This window comes from Streptomyces sp. NPDC002181 (genome assembly GCF_042890485.1).
Classification (GTDB): domain Bacteria; phylum Actinomycetota; class Actinomycetes; order Streptomycetales; family Streptomycetaceae; genus Streptomyces.
Window position 1 is genome coordinate 250,913 of record NZ_JBIASC010000009.1, and the last position, 24,466, is coordinate 275,378.

At 72.4% G+C, this 24,466-nt stretch carries 19 protein-coding genes, 1 tRNA gene and 1 pseudogene; 17 read left to right on the top strand and 4 right to left on the bottom strand.

Features of this window, described 5'->3' with window-relative positions:
- Window positions 1-149: 149 nt before the first annotated feature.
- The 4 genes from ACFYXV_RS22940 to ACFYXV_RS22955 form a co-directional block, all read right to left on the bottom strand.
- A complete protein-coding gene (locus tag ACFYXV_RS22940) occupies window positions 150-2,591 on the bottom strand; it encodes a transglutaminaseTgpA domain-containing protein (RefSeq protein ID WP_389383872.1) in 2,442 nt (813 codons plus the stop codon).
- Window positions 2,588-3,961, bottom strand: coding sequence for a DUF58 domain-containing protein (locus ACFYXV_RS22945; RefSeq protein WP_385477197.1), 1,374 nt, complete (start codon window positions 3,959-3,961; stop codon window positions 2,588-2,590). Before ACFYXV_RS22945 ends, ACFYXV_RS22940 begins: the two co-directional genes overlap by 4 nt.
- A complete protein-coding gene (locus tag ACFYXV_RS22950; protein WP_383345822.1) occupies window positions 3,961-4,971 on the bottom strand; it encodes an AAA family ATPase in 1,011 nt (336 codons plus the stop codon). Before ACFYXV_RS22950 ends, ACFYXV_RS22945 begins: the two co-directional genes overlap by 1 nt.
- 135 nt (window positions 4,972-5,106) lie before the next feature.
- Entirely contained in the window at window positions 5,107-5,658 is a 552-nt protein-coding gene (locus tag ACFYXV_RS22955) for a beta-class carbonic anhydrase (RefSeq protein WP_385477192.1), read from the bottom strand.
- A 341-nt stretch (window positions 5,659-5,999) separates the two neighbouring features.
- Here ACFYXV_RS22955 and rsmH point away from each other — a divergent pair, with 341 nt between their 5' ends.
- The 17 genes and pseudogenes from rsmH (at window position 6,000) to ACFYXV_RS23040 (ending at window position 24,444) form a co-directional block, all read left to right on the top strand.
- Complete coding sequence (gene rsmH / locus ACFYXV_RS22960; protein ID WP_383345852.1) at window positions 6,000-6,929, top strand: 16S rRNA (cytosine(1402)-N(4))-methyltransferase RsmH; 930 nt, start codon at window positions 6,000-6,002, stop codon at window positions 6,927-6,929.
- The gene (locus ACFYXV_RS22965) at window positions 6,926-7,564 is read left to right on the top strand and encodes a hypothetical protein (RefSeq protein ID WP_389383873.1); all 639 of its coding nucleotides are present in this window, start codon (window positions 6,926-6,928) and stop codon (window positions 7,562-7,564) included. The genes rsmH and ACFYXV_RS22965 overlap by 4 nt, the downstream gene beginning before the upstream one ends.
- A 114-nt stretch (window positions 7,565-7,678) precedes the next feature.
- Window positions 7,679-9,619, top strand: a pseudogene (locus ACFYXV_RS22970) (peptidoglycan D,D-transpeptidase FtsI family protein); the annotation flags it as partial.
- A 111-nt stretch (window positions 9,620-9,730) separates the two neighbouring features.
- On the top strand, window positions 9,731-11,455 hold the full coding sequence (locus tag ACFYXV_RS22975; protein WP_389383874.1) for a UDP-N-acetylmuramoyl-L-alanyl-D-glutamate--2,6-diaminopimelate ligase: 1,725 nt from the start codon (window positions 9,731-9,733) through the stop codon (window positions 11,453-11,455).
- On the top strand, window positions 11,452-12,876 hold the full coding sequence (murF, locus tag ACFYXV_RS22980) for a UDP-N-acetylmuramoyl-tripeptide--D-alanyl-D-alanine ligase (RefSeq protein WP_385471928.1): 1,425 nt from the start codon (window positions 11,452-11,454) through the stop codon (window positions 12,874-12,876). Before ACFYXV_RS22975 ends, murF begins: the two co-directional genes overlap by 4 nt.
- Window positions 12,873-13,943: a phospho-N-acetylmuramoyl-pentapeptide-transferase gene (gene mraY / locus ACFYXV_RS22985; RefSeq protein WP_048480489.1), complete on the top strand. Its 1,071-nt coding sequence runs from the start codon at window positions 12,873-12,875 to the stop codon at window positions 13,941-13,943. Before murF ends, mraY begins: the two co-directional genes overlap by 4 nt.
- On the top strand, window positions 13,925-15,352 hold the full coding sequence (gene murD, locus ACFYXV_RS22990; protein ID WP_385471924.1) for a UDP-N-acetylmuramoyl-L-alanine--D-glutamate ligase: 1,428 nt from the start codon (window positions 13,925-13,927) through the stop codon (window positions 15,350-15,352). Before mraY ends, murD begins: the two co-directional genes overlap by 19 nt.
- Window positions 15,353-15,432: 80 nt before the next feature.
- Complete coding sequence (gene ftsW / locus ACFYXV_RS22995; protein ID WP_385471921.1) at window positions 15,433-16,839, top strand: putative lipid II flippase FtsW; 1,407 nt, start codon at window positions 15,433-15,435, stop codon at window positions 16,837-16,839.
- 6 nt (window positions 16,840-16,845) lie between these two features.
- Window positions 16,846-17,940: an undecaprenyldiphospho-muramoylpentapeptide beta-N-acetylglucosaminyltransferase gene (gene murG / locus ACFYXV_RS23000; protein WP_030291900.1), complete on the top strand. Its 1,095-nt coding sequence runs from the start codon at window positions 16,846-16,848 to the stop codon at window positions 17,938-17,940.
- 16 nt (window positions 17,941-17,956) lie between these two features.
- The gene (locus ACFYXV_RS23005) at window positions 17,957-18,826 is read left to right on the top strand and encodes a cell division protein FtsQ/DivIB (RefSeq protein WP_389383875.1); all 870 of its coding nucleotides are present in this window, start codon (window positions 17,957-17,959) and stop codon (window positions 18,824-18,826) included.
- Between the two features lie 280 nt (window positions 18,827-19,106).
- A complete protein-coding gene (gene ftsZ / locus ACFYXV_RS23010) occupies window positions 19,107-20,312 on the top strand; it encodes a cell division protein FtsZ (protein ID WP_385471914.1) in 1,206 nt (401 codons plus the stop codon).
- Entirely contained in the window at window positions 20,309-21,097 is a 789-nt protein-coding gene (pgeF, locus tag ACFYXV_RS23015) for a peptidoglycan editing factor PgeF (protein WP_385471911.1), read from the top strand. Before ftsZ ends, pgeF begins: the two co-directional genes overlap by 4 nt.
- Window positions 21,084-21,803: a YggS family pyridoxal phosphate-dependent enzyme gene (locus ACFYXV_RS23020; RefSeq protein WP_383345794.1), complete on the top strand. Its 720-nt coding sequence runs from the start codon at window positions 21,084-21,086 to the stop codon at window positions 21,801-21,803. Before pgeF ends, ACFYXV_RS23020 begins: the two co-directional genes overlap by 14 nt.
- 149 nt (window positions 21,804-21,952) lie before the next feature.
- Window positions 21,953-22,561, top strand: coding sequence for a cell division protein SepF (locus ACFYXV_RS23025; RefSeq protein ID WP_383345791.1), 609 nt, complete (start codon window positions 21,953-21,955; stop codon window positions 22,559-22,561).
- A 60-nt stretch (window positions 22,562-22,621) separates the two neighbouring features.
- Window positions 22,622-22,918: a YggT family protein gene (locus ACFYXV_RS23030; RefSeq protein ID WP_030155988.1), complete on the top strand. Its 297-nt coding sequence runs from the start codon at window positions 22,622-22,624 to the stop codon at window positions 22,916-22,918.
- Window positions 22,919-23,000: 82 nt separating this feature from the next.
- Window positions 23,001-24,257 carry a DivIVA domain-containing protein gene (locus ACFYXV_RS23035; RefSeq protein ID WP_389383876.1) on the top strand — a complete coding sequence of 419 codons (1,257 nt, stop codon included), beginning with the start codon at window positions 23,001-23,003 and terminating at the stop codon, window positions 24,255-24,257.
- Between the two features lie 113 nt (window positions 24,258-24,370).
- A tRNA-OTHER gene (locus tag ACFYXV_RS23040) sits at window positions 24,371-24,444 on the top strand.
- Window positions 24,445-24,466 lie beyond the last annotated feature (22 nt).

Sequence of the window (24,466 nt, forward strand, 5' to 3'; positions counted from 1 at the left end):
GCCCCGCCGTTCCGCGTCCGCCCGCCGTTCCGCGTCCGCCCGCCGTTCCGCGTCCGCCCGCCGTTCCGCGTCCGCCCGCCGTTCCGCGTCCGCCCGCCGTTCCGCGTCCGCCCGCGGTGCCCCGGCCGCCCGGGCCGGGGCCCGCCGCGTCAGCCGCGGCCCCTGAGGGGGAGCCGGGACAGCAGCGCCGAGACGGGGGCCAGCCGGGCCGCGACGGCCGTCGTCAGGGCCGACCAGCGCGCGGCCGCCGACCAGCGCAGGCGCGCCGACGAGCGCGGGAGGAGCACCGCGCGGACGCGGGCCGCGCGGGTCAGCGGAGCCAGCAGCGCGGTCCGGGCCAGCAGGACGTCCGTCCCCAGGCCGTCGTACGCGGCCTCCGTTCCCGGCGGGGCGTACAGCGAGCGCTCCACCGCCTCCGCGACCCGGTGCACCGCCTCCGCCGCCTCCGGCTCCAGCCGGCCCAGCTCCACCACCCTCGCCGCGGCCCGGCGCGGTGACAGGGCCCCGTCGGGGGTGATGCCCACGTCCCAGGCCGCGTCGGACAGCTCGGTCCACGCCGCCAGGACCTGCCCGGCCGCCAGCCGGCGTCCCCGCAGCCGCGTCCGCCACAGCAGCGGGAGCAGCGGGAGGGCCAGCAGGGCCAGGATCGGCAGGGTCCAGCCCAGCACGCCGACCAGCGACGGTCCGCCGCCGGCGGAACCCCCCTTCGACTGCGGCGCGGCCACCCCGCACTCGCCCAGCTTCTTCGCCTCCGGCGGGCAGTCCTCGGCCTTCGAGGGCGCCGTCGACGGCTGCGTCGCGCCGGTCGAGGGGAGCGGCGCCGGCGCGGACGGCTGGGCCGCCGGGAGCTCGGCCCGGGAGTAGTCCGGGACGGTGATCCCCTGGCGCGGCGTCGGCTCGAACCGGGTCCAGCCCACGCCCTCGAAGTACAGCTCCGGCCAGGCGTGCGCATCGCGCATCGACACGTTCACGCTGCCGTCCGCCTGCTTCTCGCCGGGCGTGAAGCCCACCGCCACCCGCGCCGGGATCCCGAGCGAGCGCGACATCGCGGCCATCGAGAAGGCGAAGTGGATGCAGAACCCCTCCTTGTCGGCGAGGAACCGGGCGATGGCCTGCGGCCCCGTGCCCGAGGCCACCTTCGTGTCGTAGCGGAAGCCGCCGTTCACGGCGAAGTAGTCCTGGAGCTTCACCGCCCGCGTGTAGTCGTCCTTCGCGCCCTTCGTCACCTGGCGGGCCGTGTCCGCGACCACCGCCGGCAGGTTGTCGGGAATCTTCGTGTACTCGGCCTTGACGAGCGGATCCGGCTCCGGCGCCGCCTGCAACTGCTCCGCCGTCGGCCGCAGCAGCAGGCTCCGCACGGTGTACACCGCGCCCTGGACGTTCTGGTACCTGTCCCGGCCCAGCTGGTCGCCGACCAGCGTCCGGCCGGCCGGCTCGAACCGCCACTTGCCCGGGATGTCCACGGACGTCGCCGGGTAGGGCATCGGCAGGTAGCGCTGGGCGTACGTGTCGGCCGCCGAGATGCTCGTCCGCACCTCGGTGCCCGTCGCCCGGACCTGCTCGCTCGTCCCCGGCGGGGGCGGCAGCCGCTCCGGCACGTCGGTCAGGGCCCGCCCCGAGGCCTCCCACTTGACGCCGTTGAACTCGTCCAGCGCCAGGATCCGCAGGTACTGCTCGCCGAGCTGCGGGCTGTCCGTGCGGTACTTCAGCACCACCCGGTTGTCCTGGGCGTTGAGGCTGCCCTGGAGGGACACCAGCGGGTTGACCGCCGAGATCGTCCCGCCCACCCCGGTGCCGTCCCCGGTCTCGCCGCCCTGCGCCCCCAGCAGCCCGCCGCCGAGCGCGGGCAGTGCCGCCGGCACCGCCAGTGCGATGCCCAGCGCCACCGCGCCGATCCGCCGCCCGGTGCGTACGGGAGCCAGCGCCCGGCCCGGGCCGGCGCCCGCGCCGACGCCCCCGTACGCCGGACCCGACGAGGCCCGCCCGCTCGGGGCCGCGCCGAAGACCCGGCCCCACTGGGCGAGCCGGTCGCGGCCCTCGGCCAGCAGCAGCAACAGGTAGCCGCAGCCGGCCAGCAGGAAGGAGATCCAGGAGGCTCCGGAGCCGCCGGAGAGCCCCGCGGCGACCGAGTACAGCGCGAGCAGCGGCAGCCCGGAGGCCGCGGCGGTCCGCAGGGTCACCGCCAGCAGGTCCACGAGCAGCCCGATCAGCAGCACCCCGGACAGCAGCAGGAGCCGGATGCCGTCCGTCAGCGGAGCCGGGATCGCGAACTCGCCGACGTCCTGGATGCCCCGCTGGAACAGGGCGCCGAAGTCCGTCACCAGGTAGGCCATCGGCCCGGACCCGGTGGACTCCCCCTTGCCCGCGAACAGGAACATCAGCACCAGCAGCGACACCAGTACCTGCGAGGCCACGGTCAGCGTGCGCCCCAGCGGCACGCGCCGGGCCCCGGCCCCCACCGCGCTCTGCACGGCCAGCAGGACCCCCGCCTCCAGCACCCAGACCGAGGAGTCCACCAGCGCGGCCAGCGACCACGAGGTGAGCAGCGTCGCCAGCATCGCGAAGAGCGTCACGCGCGCCCGCCCGCTCATCCCCAACCTCCGGAGGTACCCGTGCCGAGCGGAGCGTTCCCGGCCTGCCGCCACAGCTCCCCGAACGCCACCCCGGGCGGCGCGGCCAGCGCCGTCCAGCCCGTGTCGCGCAGCCTGCCCAACCGTTCCTCCACCCGCGAGGGCCCCCCGGTCCACTGACCGGAGTCCAGGACGAAGGCCACCGCCGCCCCGCAGCGCCCGCGCATCTTGGCCGCCACTTCCGTCTGTACGTCGTCCAGGTCTCCGAAGAAGGCGATGAGGAGCCCGTCACCGCCGGCTCCGCCGAAGCCCCCGGCGCCGTGGCCGCCGCCGCTGCGCACGGCGTCGTACGCGCGGGTGAGGCCGGCGCCGTCGGAGTGCCCGACGACCGCGAGGGTGTCCATCATCAGCCCGGCCGCCTCCGCGGACTCCTGCCCTCCGGAAGTGAAGCCGCTGCCGTCGCCGGGCACGGAGGTCCCCGTGTCGGTCAGCAGCCGCACCGAGAAGCCCTGTTCGAGCAGGTGCACCAGGGTGGAGGCGGCCCCGGAGACCGCCCACTCGAACGCGGAGTCCGGTCCGGCGCCCTCGAAGGCGATCCCGCGGGTGTCCAGCAGGACCGTGGCCTTGCTGCGCTGCGGCTGCTCCTCGCGGCGCACCATCAGCTCGCCGTAGCGGGCGGTGGAGCGCCAGTGCACCCGGCGCAGGTCGTCGCCGCGCCGGTACCCGCGCGGGATCACGTCGTCGTCGCCGGCCAGGGCCAGCGAGCGGCGGCTGCCGTCGCCGTAGCCGGAGGTCTCGCCGGTCAGCCGGACCGGGGCCAGCGCCTCGGTGCGCGGGATGACGGTGAGGGTGTCGTAGGTGCTGAACGAGCGGGTCAGCTCGACCAGCCCGAAGGGGTCGGTCAGCCGCAGCTGGAGCGGGCCCAGCGGGTAGCGGCCGCGCAGGTCGGAGCGGACCCGGTAGGAGACCTCGCGGCGCCCGCCGGGCTCGACCCGGTCCAGGACGAAGCGGGGCCGGGGGCCGAGGACGTAGGGCACCCGGTCCTGGAGCATCAGCAGTCCGGTGGGCAGCCGCGAGACGTTCTCCATGCGCAGCTGCACCCGGGCCTCGGAGCCCGCGGGCACCCGCATGGGGGTCAGCCGGCGGCTGCCGGAGACCCGGTGGCGGGTGCGGTGCAGGGCGAGGACGCAGATCAGCGGGAGGACTGCGAGCAGCAGCCCGACCCGGAGCAGTTCTCCCTGGCCGAGCACGTACGCGCACAGGGCGGCGGCCACCCCGGCGGCCAGGAAGGACCGGCCGCGGGTGGTCAGCCCCGCCAGCGAGGCGCGCAGCCCGCCCGTACCCCGGCCCGTGCTCCCGCCGCCGGCGCCGCGCGGGGCACCGGCGCTCATCAGAAGCCCCGGATGCCCGCGCCGGGCGGCATCTCGCCGCGGGCGTGCGCGGCCGGGACGGGGGTGCGCTGGAGGATGTCGTGGACGACCTGCTCGGCGGTGCGCCGGTTCAGCTGGGCCTGCGCGGTGGGCAGCAGCCGGTGCGCGAGGACGGGCGCGGCCAGCGCCTGCACGTCGTCGGGCAGGACGTAGTCCCGGCCGGACAGCGCGGCGGAGGCCTTCACGGCGCGCAGCAGGTGGAGGGTGGCGCGGGGCGAGGCGCCCAGGCGCAGGTCCGGGTGGCTGCGGGTCGCGGAGACCAGGTCGACGACGTAGCGCCGGACGGGCTCGGCGACGTACACCTCGCGGACGGCGTCTATCAGCTTGACGATGTCGTGGGCGTGCGCGACGGCCTGGAGGTCGTCGAGCGGGGAGGTCCCGCCGTGTACGTCGAGCATCTGGAGCTCGGCGTCGGGGCTCGGGTAGCCGACGGAGACGCGGGCCATGAAGCGGTCGCGCTGGGCCTCGGGGAGGGGGTAGGTGCCCTCCATCTCCACCGGGTTCTGGGTGGCGACCACCATGAACGGGCTCGGCAGCGTGTACGTCGTGCCGTCGATGGTGACCTGGCGCTCCTCCATCGACTCCAGCAGGGCGGACTGGGTCTTCGGCGAGGCGCGGTTGATCTCGTCGCCGATGACGATCTGCGCGAAGATCGCGCCCGGCTTGAACTCGAACTCCCGGCGCTGCTGGTCGTAGATGCTGACGCCGGTGATGTCGGAGGGCAGCAGGTCCGGCGTGAACTGGATGCGCTGCACCGAGCAGTCGATGGACTTGGCGAGCGTCTTGGCGAGCATCGTCTTGCCGACGCCGGGGACGTCCTCGATCAGCAGGTGTCCCTCGGCGAGCAGCACGGTCAGCGCGATGCGTACGACCTCGGGCTTGCCCTCGATCACGCTCTCGACGGAGTGGCGCACCCGCTCCGCCGTGCTCGTCAGATCTGCGAGGCTCGCTCGGTCGTCATACGTCGTCACCTGGTTCTCCTCGGCCCTTTCCGCAGGGCCGACGCTCTCGGCGCACTCCGGCCCACCCCGACACGGACGCCGGCCCGGACGGTTTTCCGGGCGGCGTCTTCCCGCATTCTTGACGGCGTTACGGCCTTGTGTCACTCACGAGGCGGGATCGATCTCCCGCAGGAGTCCGGTGTGCACGTCGAAGACGAAGCCTCGCACATCGTCGCGGTGGGGCAGGAAGGGGTTCGTCCGGACCCGCTGCATGGACTGGCGGACGTCCTGGTCCACGTCCCGGAAGGCCTCCACGGCCCAGGCGGGGCGCTGGCCGACCTCGTCCTCCAGCTCGTGCCGGAAGTCCTCGGTCAGGCTTTCGAGGCCGCAGCCGGTGTGGTGGATCAGTATGACGGTGCGGGTGCCGAGGGCCCGCTGGCTGATCGTGAGCGAGCGGATGGTGTCGTCGGTGACCACGCCGCCGGCGTTGCGGATGGTGTGGCAGTCGCCGAGCTCCAGGCCGAGGGCCTTGTGCAGGTCGAGGCGGGCGTCCATACAGGCCACGACGGCCACGTGCAGGACGGGGCGGGCATCCATTCCGGGGTCGGTGAATTCCGCGGCGTACGCCCGGTTCGCCGCGACCAGCCGGTCCGTGACGGAGCCGCCGCTGGATGCCTGGGGGGTGGTCTCTGCGGGCAGGGATGCGGAAGTCGTCATGCATATGACGTTAGTGGTCACCGCTGGTAAAGGGATGGAGTGAGGGTGGACAAAGAACGTCAACCGGCGTTGTTGTGAGCTAACCCACAGGGGTGAGGCGGGGGCGACCATACGGGTGATAAGCGGCTTTTGCGGATTCCGTACGAGCGGGGCGCACGGCGCGCGGGGCGGTTCGTTGACCGCGGCGACCGTTGCACTAAAGTGACGCGAACCGGCCGGAGCCCGGCCCTCACCGGCCGCCCGGCCTCCTGGTAACACTCCGCGTGCGCGGCGCGGCGTATGCCTGCCGCGCCGTTATCTGAGAGGGCGCTTTGACTAGCGAGTCCCGACATGTCCCGGTGATGCTCCAGCGGTGCCTGGACCTGTTGGCCCCGGCGCTGGAGAGGCCCGGGGCCGTCGTCGTCGACTGCACCCTCGGCCTCGGCGGCCACAGCGAGGCCCTGCTGACCCGGTTCCCCGAGGCGCACCTGATCGGCCTCGACCGCGACAAGGAGGCCCTGCGGCTCTCCGGCGAGCGGCTCGCGCCCTTCGGTGACCGCGCCACCCTCGTCCACGCCGTGTACGACGAGCTGCCCGACGTACTGGACCGGCTCGGCATCCCCGCCGTCCAGGGCGTCCTCTTCGACCTCGGCGTCTCCTCCATGCAGCTCGACGAGGCCGACCGCGGGTTCGCGTACGCGCAGGACGCGCCGCTGGACATGCGCATGGACCAGACGACCGGGATGAGCGCCGCCGAGGTGCTCAACACCTATCCGCCGGGCGAGCTCGTACGGATCCTGCGCCAGTACGGCGAGGAGAAGCAGGCCAAGCGGATCGTCTCGGCGGTCGTGCGCGAACGGGAGAAGGAGCCGTTCACGAACAGCGCGCGGCTGGTCGAACTGATCCGCGACGCGCTGCCGCAGGCCGCGAAGCGGACCGGCGGCAACCCTGCCAAGCGGACCTTCCAGGCGCTGCGCATCGAGGTCAACGGCGAGCTGTCGGTCCTGGAGCGGGCGGTCCCGGCCGCCGTGGAGCGGATCGCGGTGGGCGGCCGGATCGCGGTGCTCTCGTACCACTCGCTGGAGGACCGGCTGGTCAAGCAGGTCTTCGCGGCGGGCGCGGCGTCGACGGCGCCGCCGGGGCTGCCGGTGGTGCCGGAGAAGTACCAGCCCAAGCTGAAGCTGCTCACCCGGGGCGCGGAGCTGCCCACGGAGGAGGAGATCGCCGAGAACCGGCGCGCGGCGCCGGCCCGCTTCCGCGGGGTCGAGCGCATCCGGGAGGCGCGGCTGTGAGCAGGGCCGGGGGACTGGGGCGACTGCGGGGCGGCTCCGCGGGGCAGGCGGCGCTGACGCCGTTCGTCCTGCTGGTGGTGGCGTTGCTGGCCGGCGGGCTGATCAGCCTGCTGCTCCTGAACTCGGCGCTCAACCAGGGGTCCTTCCAGCTGAGCAAGCTGAAGAAGGAGACCACGGCGCTCACGGACGAGGAGCAGGCGCTGCAGCGGGACGTGGACGGCTACTCGGCGCCGGACGCCCTGCAGCGGCGGGCGCACGGGCTCGGCCTGGTCCCGGGCGGGAGCCCGGTCTTCATCGGCCCGGACGGCAAGGTGACGGGCACGGCCGCGGTCGCGGAGCCCCCGCCGCCGCCCCCGAGTCCGTCCGCGCCCCCGGCCGGCGCCCCGGCCGCCTCCCCGGGAACGGGCCCGGGCGGCGCGCAGGCGGGTGCCCAGGCCCCGGCGGGCACCCAGGCCTCCGCCCCGGCCGCCGGTCCCGGCCCGGCCCCCGGCGGCCCCCAGGGCACCGGCGGTGCCCCGGGTCCCGCCCAGACCGGCGCCCAGGGCTCCGCTCCGGCGGGCGCCCCGCAGGCCGGGCAGCCCGGGCAGCCCGCGCCGGGTGGTGCCCCCCAGCCCAACCCGACCTCCGGAAGGTGACGTCGTGACGCGGACCCTCCCCCAGCTCCCGCCGGGGGTACCCCCGGCGGGACCCTCCCCCCGCACCGGTCCGTCCGCGGGTCCGGCGCCCCGCACCGCCGCGGCGGTGGGCGCGTGAGCGCCCCCGGCGGGCGGCGGGTGCCCGGGCCCGGCGGCGGTCCGGGGCGTTCGCGCGCCGCCTCGCGGCCCGCCGCCCGGCGGCCCGGCCCCGCGCGGCAGCCGCACACCATCCGGCTCGGCAGCCCCAAGCCGCGGCTGCGGCTCGTCAGCGTCGGGCTGACCCTCGTCATGGTGGCCTTCGTCGTACGGCTGCTCCAGGTGCAGGCCGTCGACGCCTCGGCGTACTCCGCCAAGGCCTCCGAGAACCGCTTCGCCAGCTACACCCTCGCCGCCGAGCGCGGCGAGATCACCGACCGCAAGGGCGTCGCCCTCGCGACCAGCGTCGACGCGTACGACATCACCGCCGACCCGAAGATGTTCACCCCGCAGGACAGCAAGGCCCCGGACGCCCCCGAGCAGGCCGCGGCCCTCCTCGCGCCGATCCTCGGCAAGGACGCCAAGGAGCTGACGGCCCGCCTCAAGACCAAGAACACCCGCTACGTCGTCCTGGCCCGCCGCCAGACCCCGCAGGTCTGGAACCAGATCAAGGACCTCAAGCGGGTCTTCGCCGACAAGGCGGCCGCCGACAAGAAGCACAACGGACCCGGCGCCAACGTCCTGGCCGGCGTGTTCAACGAGGACAGCAGCAAGCGCGTGTACCCCAACGGGGACCTGGCCGCCGGGATACTGGGCTACGTCAACGCCGAGGGCAAGGGCGCCGGCGGCCTGGAGTCCTCCCTCGACAAGAAGCTGGCCGGCAAGGACGGCGCGATCACGTACGCCCAGTCCGGCGGCCGCCGCGTGCCCACGGCCGGCTCCAGCGAGAAGCCCGCCGTACCCGGCGAGGACATCGAGCTGACCATCGACCGCGACATCCAGTGGGCGGCCCAGAGCGCCATCAGCGAGCAGGTCGCCAAGTCCGAGGCCGACCGCGGCTACGTCATCGTCCAGGACACCCGCACCGGCGAGGTGCTGGCCATGGCCAACGCCCCCGGCTTCGACCCCAACGACCTGTCGAAGGCCAGCTCCGCCGCCATGGGCAACGCGGCGCTCCAGGACGTGTACGAGCCCGGCTCCACCGCCAAGGTGATGTCGATGGCCGCCGTGCTGGAGGAGAAGAAGGCCACCCCCGAGACCCACGTCGAGGTCCCCAACCGGCTGCACCGCGGCGACCGGTTGTTCAAGGACGACATCGACCACCCGACCTGGTACCTGACCCTCAACGGGGTCCTCGCCAAGTCCTCCAACATCGGCACCATCCTGGCCACCGGCCAGCTCGGCGCCACCCAGCCCGAGGCCAACCGGGTCCTCTACTCCTACCTGGACAAGTTCGGCATCGGACGGCCCACCGGCCTGAACTACCCGGGGGAGTCCCGCGGCATCCTGGCCCGGCCCGAGGCCTGGTCCACCTCCCAGCAGTACACGATCCCTTTCGGCCAGGGCCTGTCCCTCAACGCCATGCAGGCGGCCTCCGTGTACTCCACGATCGCCAACGGCGGCGTACGCATCGCACCCACGCTGGTCCGCGGCACCAAGGGCCCCGACGGCCGCTTCACCCCGGCCCCGGCCCCCGAGAAGACGACCGTGATCAGCGCGGACACCGCCAAGACCCTGGCCCGGATGCTGGAGTCGGTCGTCGACGACCAGGAGGGCACCGGCACCAAGGCACGCATCCCCGGCTACCGGGTCGGCGGCAAGACCGGCACGTCCAACCGGGTGGATCCGGCCACCGGCCGGTACAAGGGCTACACCGCCTCCTTCGCCGGTTTCGCCCCCGCCGACAACCCGCGGATCACCGTCTACTGCGCCATCCAGAACCCCACCAAGGGCAGCTACTTCGGCGGCCAGATCTGCGGCCCGATCTACAAGAAGGTCATGGAGTTCGCCCTCAAGACCCTCCAGGTCGCCCCGACCGGAACCGCCCCGGCCGGGCTTCCCGTCACCTTCGACGCCGGCCCCCCGCCCGCCACCCAGCCCTCCGCAGCGCCCTCCGCACAGCCCAGCCGGCAGCCCGGCCAGTGACCCGGCGGGCCGGCCGGCCCGCCAGAAATCCGTGAGGCACCATCAGTGACAACGATCACCCCGAAACCCGGGAACCCGTCGGCCGGCGACCACACGGCCGGGCCCTCACTTCGCGAGCGGCCCGCCGCGCCCGGTACGCTCACCGCCGTGCCCCACGCTGATCAGCCCAGAACCGCCCAGAAAGACGCCCCGGCAACGCCGCCGGGAGCGCCCCGGCCCCAGGCCGCCCGCCCGACACCCCTGGGCGAGCTGGCCGACCTGCTGGGTGTGGAAGCCCCCGGCGCGGCCCCCGCGGACACCGCGGCGCAGCCCCCGAGGATCACCGGCATCACGCACGACTCCCGTGCCGTGCGCCCCGGCGACCTGTACGCGGCGCTGCCCGGCGCCAAGCTGCACGGTGCCGATTTTGCCGCCCAGGCGGCCGCCCTCGGCGCCGCGGCCGTGCTGACCGACCCGGCGGGCGCCGAACGCGCGGCCGCCACCGGACTGCCGGTCCTGGCCGTCGCCGACCCGCGCGGCCGGATGGGCGAGCTCGCCGCCACGATCTACGGCCGCCCCGGCGAGGGCCTGCTCCAGATCGGCATCACCGGCACCTCCGGCAAGACCACCACGGCGTACCTCGTCGAGGGCGGTCTGCGCGGCGCCGGACGCTCCACCGGACTGGTCGGCACCGTCGAGATGCGCATCGGCGACGAGCGCATCAAGTCGGAGCGCACCACCCCCGAGGCCACCGACCTCCAGGCCCTGTTCGCGGTCATGCGCGAACGCGGGGTCGAGGCCGTCGCCATGGAGGTCTCCAGCCACGCCCTGGTGCTCGGCCGGGTCGACGGATGCGTCTTCGACGTCGCCGTCTTCAACAACCTGAGCCCGGAGCACATGGAGTTCCACTCGGACATGGAGGACTACTTCCAGGCCAAGGCGCAGCTCTTCACCGAGCGCCGCGCCCGCCTCGGCGTGGTCAACATGGACGACGAGTACGGCCGCCGCCTCGCCAAGGAGGCCACGATCCCGGTGGTCACCTTCTCCGCCGAGGGCGACCGGGCCGCCGACTGGCGCGCCGAGGACGTCGTGTTCGGGCACATGGACTCCACGCTGACCGTGGTCGGCCCCGAGGGGCAGCGCGTACGGGCCACGGCCCCGCTGCCCGGCCCGTTCAACGTCGCCAACACCGTCGCCGCGATCGTCACGCTCGCCGCCGCCGGCCTCGACCCGCAGACCGCCGCCGACGGCGTCGCCGCGGTCCCCGGGGTCCCCGGCCGGCTGGAGCGGGTGGACGCGGGCCAGCCGTACCTGGCCGTCGTCGACTACGCGCACAAGACGGACGCCGTCGAATCGGTGCTCCGGGCGCTGCGCGAGGTCACCACCGGCAAGCTGCACATCGTGCTCGGCTGCGGCGGCGACCGCGACACCACCAAGCGCGCCCCGATGGGCGCCGCCGCGGCCCGCTTCGCCGACACCGCCGTCCTGACCTCCGACAACCCGCGCTCCGAGGACCCCCTCGCGATCCTCGCCGCGATGTTCGGGGGCGCCGTCTCCGTACCGGCCGAAGAGCGCGGCACCGTCCTCGTCGACGCCGACCGGGCCGCGGCCATCGCCGCCGCCGTCGCGCGGGCCGAGCCCGGAGACACCGTGCTGGTGGCGGGCAAGGGACACGAGCAGGGCCAGGAGACGGCGGGCGTCGTACGGCCCTTCGACGACCGTGCGGTGCTCCGCGCCGCGATCGAACGCCAGCAAGGCAGCAACGTCCGACAGGCCGAGGTGAACCAGTGATCGCCCTTTCCCTCGCCGAGATCGCCGACATCACCGGCGGGCGGCCCCACGACATACCGGATCCGTCCGTGCGGATCACCGGGCCCGTGGTCATCGACTCCCGCCAGGTGGAGGCCGGCAGCCTGTTCGCCGCGTTCGCCGGCGAGCACGTCGACGGCCACGACTACGCCGAGCGCGCGGTCGCCTCCGGAGCCGCGGCCGTTCTCGCCGCCCGGCCCGTCGGCGTACCCGCGATCGTCGTCGCCGACGTCGAGAAGGCCCTGGGCGCCCTCGCCCGGGCCGTCGTCGAGCGCCTCGGCACCGATGTGGTGGCCCTGACCGGCTCCGCCGGCAAGACCTCCACCAAGGACCTCATCGCCCAGGTGCTCCAGACCCACGCACCCACCGTGTGGACCCCGGGCTCCCTCAACAACGAGATCGGCCTGCCGCTCACCGCGCTGCGTGCCACGGAGGAAACCCGGCACCTGGTACTGGAGATGGGCGCCCGCGGCATCGGGCACATCGACTACCTCACCGGTCTGACCCCGCCGCGCATCGGACTCGTCCTCAACGTCGGGACCGCCCACATCGGCGAGTTCGGCGGCCGCGAGCAGATCGCCCGGGCCAAGGGCGAGCTCGTCGAGGCCCTCCCCGCCGAAGCCGACGGCGGAGTGGCGGTCCTCAACGCCGACGATCCGCTGGTGCGCGCGATGTCCTCCCGGACGAAGGCCCGTACGGTGCTGTTCGGCGAGGCCGACGAAGCCGACGTACGGGCCACGGAAGTCCGCATGACACCGGCAGGACAGCCCTCCTTCACACTCCACACACCCACCGGGTGCGGCGAAGTGACCTTGCGCCTGTACGGTGAGCACCACGTGTCGAACGCGCTCGCCGCGGCCGCCGTCGCCCATGTACTGGGCATGTCCGTCGAGGAGATCGCCACCGCGCTCTCCGGAGCGGGCACCTTGTCCCGGTGGCGGATGGAGGTCACCGAGCGGGCGGACGGCGTGACGATCGTCAACGACGCCTACAACGCGAATCCCGAGTCCATGAGGGCCGCACTGCGCGCGCTTGCCGCGATGGGCGGCGCGGCCAGGGCCGACGGGGGACGTACGTGGGCGGTGCTCGGTCCCATGGCCGAGCTCGGGGACGCATCGTTGGCCGAGCACGACGCGGTGGGGCGGCTTGCCGTCCGGCTCAACGTGAGCAAGCTCGTCGCAGTCGGGGGCAGGGAAGCGTCCTGGCTGCAACTGGGCGCATATAACGAGGGTTCGTGGGGTGAGGAGTCGGTGGTCGTGTCCGACGCGCAGGCGGCGATCGACCTGTTGCGCAGTGAACTGCGCCCGGGTGACGTCGTGCTGGTGAAGGCTTCCAGGTCGGTCGGCCTGGAGCGGGTCGCTCTGGCTCTGTTGTCCGGTGAGGGCGAGGTCGCCGACCGATGAGGCAGATCCTCTTCGCCGGTGTCATCGGCATGTTCCTGACCGTGGTCGGCACTCCGCTGCTGATCAAGCTGCTGGCCCGGAAGGGCTACGGCCAGTTCATCCGCGACGACGGCCCCCGCGGCCACGCCGGGAAGAAGGGCACGCCCACCATGGGCGGCATCTCCTTCATCCTGGCGACGATCATCGCGTACGGCCTGACGAAGGTGATCACGGGCAGTCAGCCCACCTTCTCCGGCGTGCTGGTGCTTTTCCTGATGGCCGGCATGGGCCTGGTGGGCTACCTCGACGACTACATCAAGATCGTCAAGCGTCGCTCGCTCGGCCTGCGGGCCAAGGCCAAGATGGCCGGCCAGCTGATCGTCGGCATCGCCTTCGCCGTGCTCGCGCTGCAGTTCAAGGACGCCCGCGGCAACGCCCCGGCCTCCACCAAGCTGTCCTTCGTCACGGACTTCGGCTGGTCGATCGGCCCGGTGCTGTTCGTGGTCTGGGCGCTGTTCATGATCCTGGCGATGTCCAACGGCGTGAACCTGACGGACGGCCTGGACGGTCTGGCCACCGGCGCCGCGGTGATGGTCTTCGGCGCGTACACCTTCATCGGCGTCTGGCAGTTCCAGGAGTCGTGCGCCAACGCGCAGACCCTGACGAACCCCAACGCCTGCTTCGAGGTGCGAGATCCGCTGGACCTCGCCATCGTCGCCTCGGCGCTGATGGGCGCCTGCTTCGGCTTCCTGTGGTGGAACACCTCGCCCGCCAAGATCTTCATGGGTGACACCGGCTCGCTGGCCCTCGGTGGTGCCCTTGCCGGTCTCGCGATCTGCTCCCGCACGGAGTTCCTGATCGCCCTCCTCGGCGGCCTCTTCGTCCTCATCACCATGTCGGTCGTCATCCAGGTCGGCTCCTTCAAGCTGACCGGGAAGCGCGTCTTCCGGATGGCCCCGCTCCAGCACCACTTCGAACTGAAGGGGTGGTCCGAGGTCCTGGTGGTGGTCCGGTTCTGGATCATCCAGGGCATGTGCGTGATCGTGGGTCTCGGACTCTTCTACGCGGGATGGGCAGCGGACAAGTGACGTCCTGGCAGGGCAAGAACATCACCGTCGCCGGTCTCGGCGTGAGCGGCATCAGTGCCGCCCGCGCCCTGGCCGGCCTCGGCGCTTCGGTGACCGTCGTCGACGGCGGAGACGGCGAGGGCCACCGGGCCCGCGCCGCCGAACTCGGCGAGCTGGGCATCTCGGTACGGCTCGCGGACGCCGAGACGCTGCCCGAGGGCACCGACCTGGTGGTGACCTCGCCCGGCTGGAAGCCGGAAAGCCCGCTCTTCGCGGCCGCCGCGGCGGCCGGCGTCGAGGTCGTCGGTGACGTCGAGATCGCCTGGCAGCTGCGCGGCCCGGACGCGGCCCCCTGGCTGGCGATCACCGGAACCAACGGCAAGACCACCACCACCCAGATGCTCGCGTCGATCCTGAAGGCGGCGGGCCTGAAGACCGCGGCCGTCGGCAACATCGGCACCCCCATCGTCGACGTGGTGCTCGGCGAGGAGAAGTACGACGTGCTCGCCGTCGAGCTCTCCAGCTACCAGCTGCACTGGGCGCCCTCGCTGCGCGCCCACTCGGCGGCCGTGCTCAACCTGGCCCCGGACCACCTCGACTGGCACGGCACGATGGAGGCGTACGCCGCCGACAAGGGCCGCATCTACGAGGGCAACACCGTCGCCTGCGTCTACAACGTCGCCGACCCGGCCACGGAGAAGCTCGTCGAGAACGCCGACGTCGAAGAGGGCTGCCGGGCGATCGGCTTCACCCTCGGCGCCCCGGGCCCCTCCATGCTCGGCGTCGTCGACGGCATCCTCGTCGACCGCGCCTTCGTGGAGAACCGGCAGAAGAACGCCCAGGAGCTCGCCGAGGTCAAGGACGTCAACCCGCCGGCCCCGCACAACATCGCCAACGCGCTCGCCGCGGCGGCCCTGGCCCGCGCCTTCGGCGTCGAGCCGCGCGCGGTCCGCGACGGGCTGCGCGACTTCCGCCCCGACGCGCACCGCGTCGCGTTCGTGGACGAGGTCGCGGGGGTCACGTACATCGACGACTCCAAGGCGACCAACACGCACGCCGCGGAGGCCTCCCTGGCGGCCTTCGAGCCCGTCGTGTGGATCGCCGGCGGCCTCGCCAAGGGCGCCACCTTCGACGAGCTCGTGCAGAAGTCCGCGAAGCGGATGCGCGCCGCGGTGCTGATCGGCGCCGACCGGGCGCTGATCGCCGAGGCGCTGGCGCGACACGCCCCCGAGGTCCCGGTCGTCGACCTCGACCGGACCGACACTGGGGCGATGCTCGCGGCGGTCCGGGAGGCGGCCCGGCTCGCAGAGCCCGGCGACACGGTTCTGCTGGCCCCGGCCTGTGCCTCGATGGACATGTTCGCGAACTACAACAAGCGCGGGGACGCATTCGCGGACGCGGTGCGCGAGCTGGCCGCCGAGAGCGCGTAGGTCCGGCCGGCCCGGCTTCAGGTCGGCGAGTCCTCCCCGACCGGCTGCTCGCCTCGTACGAGTGGAGGGGAAGGTCACACATGCCGGCCAAGCAAGTGCTGCCGGGACGGCGGCCGTCCGCCGTGAAGGCCGCCAAGTCCGTGAGCGGCGCCAAGTCCGCCAGGACGGTCAAGGCGCAGGGCCGCAGGCGTCCGGCCTCCGGCGGGCAGCGGCCCGCCGGGCGCGGGCCGCTGGAGCGGCTGCGGCGTACGCAGCGGCAGCTGCGCAAGGCCTGGGACCGCCCCCTCACCGCGTATTACCTGATTTTCGGCAGCTCGCTGCTCATCACCGTGCTCGGCCTGGTGATGGTCTACTCGGCCTCGATGATCAAGGCGCTCCAGCTGGGCCTGGGCGACGCGTACTTCTTCAAGAAGCAGTTCCTGGCCGCCCTGATCGGCACCGGACTGCTGCTCGTCGCCTCCCGGATGCCCGTGAAACTGCACCGGGCGCTGTCGTACCCCGTGCTCGCGGGAACCCTGTTCCTCATGGTCCTGGTGCAGGTCCCCGGGATAGGGGTGTCGATCAACGGCAACCAGAATTGGATCTCCCTTGGCGGTCCGTTCATGCTCCAGCCCAGTGAGTTCGGCAAGCTGGCCCTGATCCTCTGGGGCGCCGACCTGCTGGCCCGCAAGGGCGACAAGGAGCTGCTGAGCCAGTGGAAGCACCTTCTGGTGCCGCTGGTCCCGGTCGCCTTCCTGCTGCTCGGGCTGATCATGCTGGGCGGGGACATGGGCACCGCGATGATCCTCGGGGCCATCCTGTTCGGCCTGCTGTGGCTGGCGGGAGCCCCGACGCGGATGTTCGTGGCGGTGCTCGCCTTCGCGGGTGTGATCGTCGCGCTGCTGATCAAGACCAGTCCGCACCGGATGGACCGGCTCGCCTGCCTCGGTGCGACGGATCCCGGCAGGAACGACCTGTGCTGGCAGGCCGTGCACGGGATCTATGCCCTCGCATCGGGCGGATGGTTCGGTTCCGGTTTGGGTGCCAGTGTGGAAAAATGGGGACAACTACCCGAGGCCCACACCGACTTCATCTTCGCCATCACCGGGGAGGAACTGGGTCTGGCGGGGACGCTGTCGGTACTCGCCCTGTTCGCGGCTCTAGGCTATGCGGGTATCCGCGTGGCCGGACGCACGGAGGACTCCTTCGTACGGTATGCCGCGGGAGGCGTGACCACCTGGATCACGGCGCAGGCCGTGATCAACATCGGTGCGGTGCTCGGTCTGCTGCCGATCGCCGGAGTCCCGCTCCCGCTGTTCTCGTACGGGGGGTCCGCGCTGCTGCCGACCATGTTCGCGGTCGGACTGCTCATCGCCTTCGCGCGCGAGGAGCCGGCGGCGCGCGCGGCGCTCGCGATGCGCCAGCCGAAGACCGGCTGGAAGCGGACCGGGCAGAGATGGAAGTCGATGAGACGGAGCGTCAAGAGGCGTCCGTCCGGAGAGCGGTGAATTTCGGTGCATGTCGTACTCGCCGGTGGGGGGACCGCCGGCCACATCGAGCCGGCGCTCGCCCTCGCGGACGCCCTGCGCAGGCAGGACCCTTCCGTGGGCATCACCGCCCTCGGCACGGAGCGCGGGCTCGAAACCCGCCTCGTGCCCGAGCGCGGCTATGAGCTGGGACTGATCCCGGCCGTCCCGCTGCCCCGCAAGCCCACTCCCGAGCTCATCACCGTCCCCGGGCGGCTGCGCGGGACGATCAAGGCCGCAGAGGAGATCCTGGAGCGCACCAAGGCCGACTGCGTCGTCGGCTTCGGCGGCTACGTGGCCCTGCCCGGCTACCTCGCCGCCAAGCGGCTCGGGGTGCCGATCATCGTCCACGAGGCCAACGCCAGGCCTGGACTGGCCAATAAGATCGGCTCCCGCTACGCGCACGCCGTCGCGGTCTCCACCCCCGACAGCAAGCTGCGCGGCGCCCGCTACGTGGGCATTCCGCTGCGCCGCTCCATCTCCACCCTGGACCGGGCCGCGGCCCGCCCGGAGGCGCGCGCCGCCTTCGGCCTGGACCCGAACCTGCCGACCCTGCTGGTCTCCGGCGGCTCGCAGGGCGCCCGGCGCCTCAACGAGACCATCCAGCAGGTCGCTCCCACCCTCCAGCGCTCCGGGATCCAGATCCTGCACGCGGTCGGCCCCAAGAACGAACTGCCGCGTGTCGACAACATGCCCGGGATGCCGCCGTATGTGCCGGTACCGTACGTGGACCGGATGGATCTCGCGTACGCCGCCGCCGACATGATGCTGTGCCGCGCGGGCGCGATGACCGTCGCCGAACTCTCCGCCGTCGGGCTGCCGGCCGCGTACGTCCCGTTGCCGATCGGCAACGGCGAACAGCGGCTCAACGCCCAGCCGGTGGTCAAGGCCGGCGGCGGCCTGCTCGTCGACGACGCGGAGCTGACGCCCGAATGGGTGCTCAGCCAGGTGCTCCCGGTGCTCGCCGACCCGCACCGCCTGTACGAGATGTCCCGCGCCGCCGCCGAGTTCGGCCGCCGCGACGCCGACGACCTGCTCGTCGCGATGGTGTACGAGGCGATCGCCGCACACAGGAACCGCTAGCGCAGGAGGCACAGGAGTGGCCGGAGCGACGACCGCACAGCGCGGCAACCCCGGGTCCGCCCGGAAGGGCAAGGGCTCCGGCTCTCCCAAGCCGTCCAAGCCGCCCAAGCGGCCCAGGTCGTCGGGGCCGTCAGGCGGGACGGGCCCGCAGGGCCCCGGTGTCCGGCGCCTCGTCGGGCGTCTGCGGCACCGGGGCCCCGTGCTGCTCGTCCTCCTCGCCGCCCTCCTCCTCGCCGGGGGCGGCAGCTGGGTGCTCTACGGCTCCTCCTGGCTCCGCGTCGAGAAGGTGACCGCGAGCGGGACCCTGGTGCTGACACCCGAGCAGGTGCTGGCCGCCGCGGCCGTACCGGTCGGGGCGCCGCTCGTGACCGTGGACACCGACGAGATCGCGGGCCGCGTCCGCGGCCGGCTGCCCCGCGTCGACTCGGTCGACGTGGTGCGGGCCTGGCCGCACGGGATCGGGCTGAAAGTGACGGAGCGCAAACCCGTCCTGCTCATCAAAAAGGACGCCAAGTTCGTGGAAGTGGACGCTTCGGGTGTGCGATTCGACACGACCGCGAAAGCTCCCGCGGGCGTTCCGGTCCTCGAATTGTCAGCGGCGCAGTCGCCGAGCGGCCGCCGCTTCGACGAGGAGCGGCTGCTGCACGAGGCCGTGGGCGTCGCCGGAGACCTCCCCGAGACGGTCGCCAAGGAGACCGTGCAGGTCAGGGTGGGCTCGTACGACTCGGTCGTACTGGAGTTGACCCGCGGGCGGACCGTGGTCTGGGGCAGCGGCGAGCAGGGCGAGGCGAAGGGGCGCGCGCTGACGGCGCTGCTGAAAGCCGCGCCCAAGGCTGACCACTTTGACGTGAGCGTCCCCACCGCCCCTGCGGTGTCCGGGAGTTGACGTCGGGTCGAACAGCGACGCACCCTGGTTGGCCACCGATACGGGTGATCACATAGGGTGAAAAGAAAAACGGGAGGTTCGGCGTGTTCGTTGAACACGCGCTACTTGTCGACTTAGTGTCCTGTTCGGAAGAGTCCAGGGAACAGGCACACACTTAACCCTAAACTTCAGGGTTAGGGTTTGGGTCGGCGCGTTCGGACCGTCCCACATTTCGGCATCAGTCGTCGCAACGCAGGCCCGCGAGGCGGCGACACGTAACTCGAGGCGAGAGGCCTTCGACGTGGCAGCACCGCAGAACTACCTCGCAGTCATCAAGGTCATCGGTGTCGGCGGCGGTGGTGTCAATGCCATCAACCGAATGATCGAGGTCGGTCTCAAGGGCGTCGAGTTCATCGCCATCAACACGGACGCCCAGGCGCTGTTGATGAGCGACGCCGACGTCAAGCTCGACGTCGGCCGTGAACTCACCCGGGGCCTCGGCGCCGGCGCCAACCCGGCAGTCGGTCGCAAGGCGGCAGAGGACCACCGCGAGGAGATCGAGGAGGTCCTCAAGGGGGCCGACATGGTCTTCGTCACCGCCGGCGAGGGCGGCGGCACCGGCACCGGCGGCGCACCCGTCGTCGCCAACATCGCGCGCTCGCTCGGCGCCCTGACGATCGGTGTGGTCACCCGGCCGTTCACCTTCGAGGGCCGGCGCCGCGCGAACCAGGCGGAGGACGGCATCGCCGAGCTCCGCGAAGAGGTCGACACCCTCATCGTCATCCCCAACGACCGACTGCTGTCCATCTCGGACCGCCAGGTCTCGGTCCTGGACGCCTTCAAGTCGGCCGACCAGGTCCTGCTCTCGGGCGTTCAGGGCATCACCGACCTCATCACCACCCCGGGTCTGATCAACCTCGACTTCGCGGACGTCAAGTCCGTCATGTCCGAGGCGGGCTCGGCCCTCATGGGCATCGGCTCGGCCCGCGGCGACGACCGCGCGGTGGCCGCCGCCGAGATGGCGATCTCCTCGCCGCTGCTGGAGGCGTCCATCGACGGCGCCCGCGGTGTGCTGCTCTCCATCTCCGGTGGCTCCGACCTCGGTCTCTTCGAGATCAACGAGGCCGCGCAGCTGGTCAGCGAGGCCGCCCACCCCGAGGCGAACATCATCTTCGGCGCCGTCATCGACGACGCGCTCGGCGACGAGGTACGGGTCACCGTCATCGCCGCCGGCTTCGACGGCGGACAGCCCCCGGCCCGCCGGGACAACGTCATCGGTGCCGCGTCCACCAAGCGCGAGGAGCCGGCCCCGGCGCCGGTCCGCGCGGCCGAGCCGGCCCGCCCGGCCTTCGGCGGACTGGGTTCGGTCACCCCGCGCGAGGAGCCCCCGGCCCCGGTCGAGGCGGCTCCGATCGAGACCGCGGCCCCCGCGCCCCAGGTCCCGACGGCCCGGCCGTACCAGGACAGCCCGGCCGAGGAGCTGGATGTCCCGGACTTCTTGAAGTGACGCTGGACCAGTACGACGAGAGCGGCGCCCGCTTCGCCTTCACCGACCGGTGGGGCGGGGTGAGCGCCGTTCCGTACGAGGAGCTCAATCTCGGCGGCGCGGTCGGAGACGACCCCACCGCCGTTCTCGCGAACAGGGCGGCCGCCGCCGGAGCCCTGGGCATCGAGCCGGACCACGTGGTCTGGATGAACCAGGTCCACGGCCGTGACGTGGCGGTGGCCCCCGGACCCTGGGGCGCCGCCGCCGACGTCCCGGCGGTGGACGCGGTGGTGACCGCACGCCGGGGGCTCGCCCTCGCGGTGCTCACCGCGGACTGCACCCCGGTCCTGCTGGCCGACCCGGTCGCGGGCGTCGCGGGCGCGGCCCACGCGGGGAGGCCCGGACTGGTCGCCGGAGTGGTGCCCGCCGCCGTGGAGGCGATGGTCGCCCTCGGCGCCGAACCAGGCCGGATCATCGCCCGTACCGGCCCCGCGATCTGCGGGCGCTGCTACGAGGTGCCGGCCGAGATGCGGGCGGCGGTCGCCGGGGAGGTGCCGGCCGCCTACGGCGAGACGAGTTGGGGGACCCCGTCCGTCGACGTGGTCGCCGGGGTGCACGCACAGCTCGCGGAGGCGGGGGTGGTGAACCGGCACCGTTCGCCGGTCTGCACACTGGAGTCGCGGGACCACTACTCGTACCGCCGCGACCGGGTGACCGGGCGGCTTGCCGGATATGTCTGGTTGACGGAGCTTGACCGGGGGGCGACCCCCGGACTCCCGGGGGAAAAGAAGAATGACGGACCGTAAGACGGAACTCGCGGAGAACCTCGCGCGGGTGGAGGAACGCATCTCGTCCGCCTGCGCGGCCGCGGGACGCGCGCGGGACGAGGTGACGCTCATCGTCGTCACCAAGACCTACCCCGCGAGCGACGTACGACTGCTGGCGGACCTGGGGGTCCGTCATGTGGCGGAGAATCGTGACCAGGACGCCGCCCCCAAGGCCGCGGCCTGCGCGGATCTGCCGCTCACCTGGCACTTCGTGGGCCAGTTGCAGACGAACAAAGTCCGTTCCGTGGCGGGATACGCGCACGTCGTGCAGTCCGTCGACCGGCCCCGGCTGGTCACGGCGCTCTCGGCGGCCGCCGAGGGGGCCGGGCGCGAACTCGGCTGCCTCGTGCAGATCGCCCTCGACGCGGAATCGGGGGAGCGCGGCACCCGCGGCGGCGCGGCTCCCGAGCAGCTCGCCGAACTCGCGGACCTCCTCGCCGGGGCGCCCGGACTGCGGATCGACGGGCTGATGACCGTCGCCCCGCTGGCCGGGCCCTACGCGGGACGCGAACAGGCGGCCTTCGAGCGGCTGGTGGAATTGTCATCCCGCCTGCGCGCGGACCATCCGACTGCCACGATGGTGTCGGCCGGGATGAGCGCAGACCTGGAACAGGCCGTTGCGGCCGGTGCGACACATGTACGCGTCGGCACTGCGGTACTCGGCGCGAGACCCCGGCTCGGGTAACGTCGCGAAGAAAGTCGGACCACAGCAGAAAATATGGTCATTCCCGCTGACGGGCGGACAGACCACGTGGATCGCGGGCAGTTGGTGACTTTGGTGACACAGCGACACCTGCGACAGGGCGATCCACCACAGAGCGGAGGATTCAGAGAATGGCCGGCGCGATGCGCAAGATGGCGGTCTACCTCGGCCTCGTGGAGGACGACCGGTACGACAACCCGGGGTACGACCCCGACGACGAGTTCGAGCCCGAGCCGGAACCGGAGCGGGACCGCCGGCGCCAGCAGCCCGTGCACCAACCGCCCGTAACGGACGAACCGGTACGAGTTGCCCAGCCTCCCGCGCAACGGGAACCCATCCCATTGCCGGTAGAAAACGGACGTCCTGCGCGAATTGCCCCCGTGGCATCCATCACACCTGAACGCTCGAACCTGGAGAAGAACGCCCCCGTGATCATGCCCAAGGTCGTCTCCGAGCGGGAGCCGTACCGCATCACGACGCTGCACCCCCGGACCTACAACGAGGCCCGTACCATCGGGGAACACTTCCGTGAGGGCACTCCGGTGATCATGAACCTCACGGAGATGGACGACACGGATGCGAAGCGACTTGTCGACTTTGCCGCCGGCCTCGTCTTCGGCCTGCACGGCAGCATTGAACGCGTGACACAGAAGGTGTTCCTGCTGTCGCCTGCTAACGTCGATGTCACGGCGGAGGACAAGGCCCGCATCGCGGAGGGCGGGTTCTTCAACCAAAGCTAGACCGATCCGTCAGACACGGGGCCGGGGACTGAGCGAGAGCAGGGGAGAGGGAAGCGCGGGATGGGCGTCGCACTGCAGGTGGTCTACATCGCGCTGATGTGCTTCCTTATCGTGCTGATCTTCCGACTGGTGATGGACTACGTCTTCCAGTTCGCACGTTCATGGACTCCGGGCAAGGCGATGGTGGTCGTCCTTGAGGCCACCTACACTGTCACCGATCCACCGCTCAAGCTTCTCCGGCGTTTCATTCCGCCGTTGCGTCTCGGGGGCGTGGCACTCGACCTGTCCTTCTTCGTTCTGATGATCATCGTTTACATCCTCATCAGTTTCGTGAGCACCGCTGCGAGAAGCGTGTGAACGATGAGCTTCCCCGTGAGCGCGGGGACAGTCCCGATACGGTCCTGCCGACTGCCGACGACTACGTAGAGGTGAAGAAGACATGCCGCTGACTCCCGAGGACGTGCGGAACAAGCAGTTCACGACCGTCCGCCTCCGAGAAGGCTATGACGAGGACGAGGTCGATGCCTTCCTCGACGAGGTCGAGTCCGAACTGACGCGCCTGCTGCGCGAGAACGAGGACCTGCGCGCCAAGCTGGCCGCCGCCACGCGCGCCGCCGCGCAGAACCAGCAGCAGCAGGGCATGCGCAAGCCCGAACCCCAGGACCAGCGCGGCCCCGGAGGCCCCGGCGCCCCCGTGCCCGCCGCCATATCCGGCCCGCCGGCTCAGCAGGGCCCGCCGCAGATGGGTCCGCCCCAGCTGCCGGGTGGCCAGCCGCAGCTTCCGGCCGGTCCCGGCGGACACGGACCGCAGGGTCCGGGCGGCCCGGGTCCGATGGGTGGCCCCATGCACACCATGGGCGGCCAGCAGCAGATGGGCCAGCAGGGCATGGGCCAGCAGCCGATGGGCCAGCAGGGCATGGGCCAGCAGTCCATGGGCGGCCAGAACCCGCTCGGCCAGCAGATGCAGCCCATGGGCCAGCAGATGCAGCCGATGGGGCAGCAGATGCAGCCCATGGGTCAGCCGATGCAGCAGATGCAGCAGCCGCAGCTCCCGCAGCAGGGCCCCGGTGGCGACAGCGCCGCCCGCGTCCTGTCGCTGGCGCAGCAGACCGCCGACCAGGCGATCGCGGAGGCCCGCTCCGAGGCCAACAAGATCGTCGGCGAGGCCCGCAGCCGCGCCGAGGGCCTGGAGCGGGACGCCCGCGCCAAGGCCGACGCGCTGGAGCGGGACGCGCAGGAGAAGCACCGCGTCGCGATGGGCTCCCTGGAGTCCGCCCGCGCCACGCTGGAGCGCAAGGTCGAGGACCTGCGGGGCTTCGAGCGTGAGTACCGTACGCGCCTGAAGTCCTACCTGGAGTCGCAGCTGCGCCAGCTGGAGACCCAGGCGGACGACTCCCTGGCCCCGCCGCGCAACCCGGCCGGCCCGGCGCTCCCGCCGTCGCCGACCCCCTCGATGGCTCCGGCCGGAGCCATGGGCCACGCGATGAGCAACCCGTCGATGGGCGGCCCTTCGCCCATGGGCGGTCCCTCCTCGATGGGCGGCCCGTCCCCGATGGGCGGCCCCTCGTACGGTGGCCAGCAGCAGATGTCCCCCGCGATGACGCAGCCGATGGCTCCGGTGCGGCCGACCGCGCCGCAGCCGATGCAGGCGCCGTCGCCGATGCGCGGCTTCCTGATCGACGAGGACGACAACTAGGCGGTACGCCCTCTGCGGCGCCGTCGGCAGTCACGGGCCGGGCCCGGTTCCCCCACGGGGGTACCGGGCCCGGCCCGTTTTCCGGCCAGGGCTAGAGTGGCCCGGCGCGCGGTGGGCCGGTAGCGCAGAGGTCGTCGCGCCATTCTCCGCAGGAGGGAAGACGCCGGTTCGAATCCGGTTCGGCCCACCGCGTGTGCGGAACGACGAAC

What these genes read in the sequence shown, in the direction of transcription:
- murD (WP_385471924.1), top strand. Translation starts at nt 13,925, where the DNA reads ATGGGCAGCGGACAAGTGACGTCCTGGCAGGGCAAGAACATCACCGTC.
- mraY (WP_048480489.1), top strand. Translation starts at nt 12,873, where the DNA reads ATGAGGCAGATCCTCTTCGCCGGTGTCATCGGCATGTTCCTGACCGTG.
- ACFYXV_RS22955 (WP_385477192.1), bottom strand. Translation starts at nt 5,658, where the DNA reads ATGACGACTTCCGCATCCCTGCCCGCAGAGACCACCCCCCAGGCATCC.
- ACFYXV_RS23020 (WP_383345794.1), top strand. Translation starts at nt 21,084, where the DNA reads ATGACGGACCGTAAGACGGAACTCGCGGAGAACCTCGCGCGGGTGGAG.
- ACFYXV_RS22945 (WP_385477197.1), bottom strand. Translation starts at nt 3,961, where the DNA reads ATGAGCGCCGGTGCCCCGCGCGGCGCCGGCGGCGGGAGCACGGGCCGG.
- ACFYXV_RS22940 (WP_389383872.1), bottom strand. Translation starts at nt 2,591, where the DNA reads ATGAGCGGGCGGGCGCGCGTGACGCTCTTCGCGATGCTGGCGACGCTG.
- rsmH (WP_383345852.1), top strand. Translation starts at nt 6,000, where the DNA reads ATGCTCCAGCGGTGCCTGGACCTGTTGGCCCCGGCGCTGGAGAGGCCC.
- ftsW (WP_385471921.1), top strand. Translation starts at nt 15,433, where the DNA reads ATGCCGGCCAAGCAAGTGCTGCCGGGACGGCGGCCGTCCGCCGTGAAG.
- ACFYXV_RS23025 (WP_383345791.1), top strand. Translation starts at nt 21,953, where the DNA reads ATGGCCGGCGCGATGCGCAAGATGGCGGTCTACCTCGGCCTCGTGGAG.
- ACFYXV_RS23035 (WP_389383876.1), top strand. Translation starts at nt 23,001, where the DNA reads ATGCCGCTGACTCCCGAGGACGTGCGGAACAAGCAGTTCACGACCGTC.
- ACFYXV_RS23030 (WP_030155988.1), top strand. Translation starts at nt 22,622, where the DNA reads ATGGGCGTCGCACTGCAGGTGGTCTACATCGCGCTGATGTGCTTCCTT.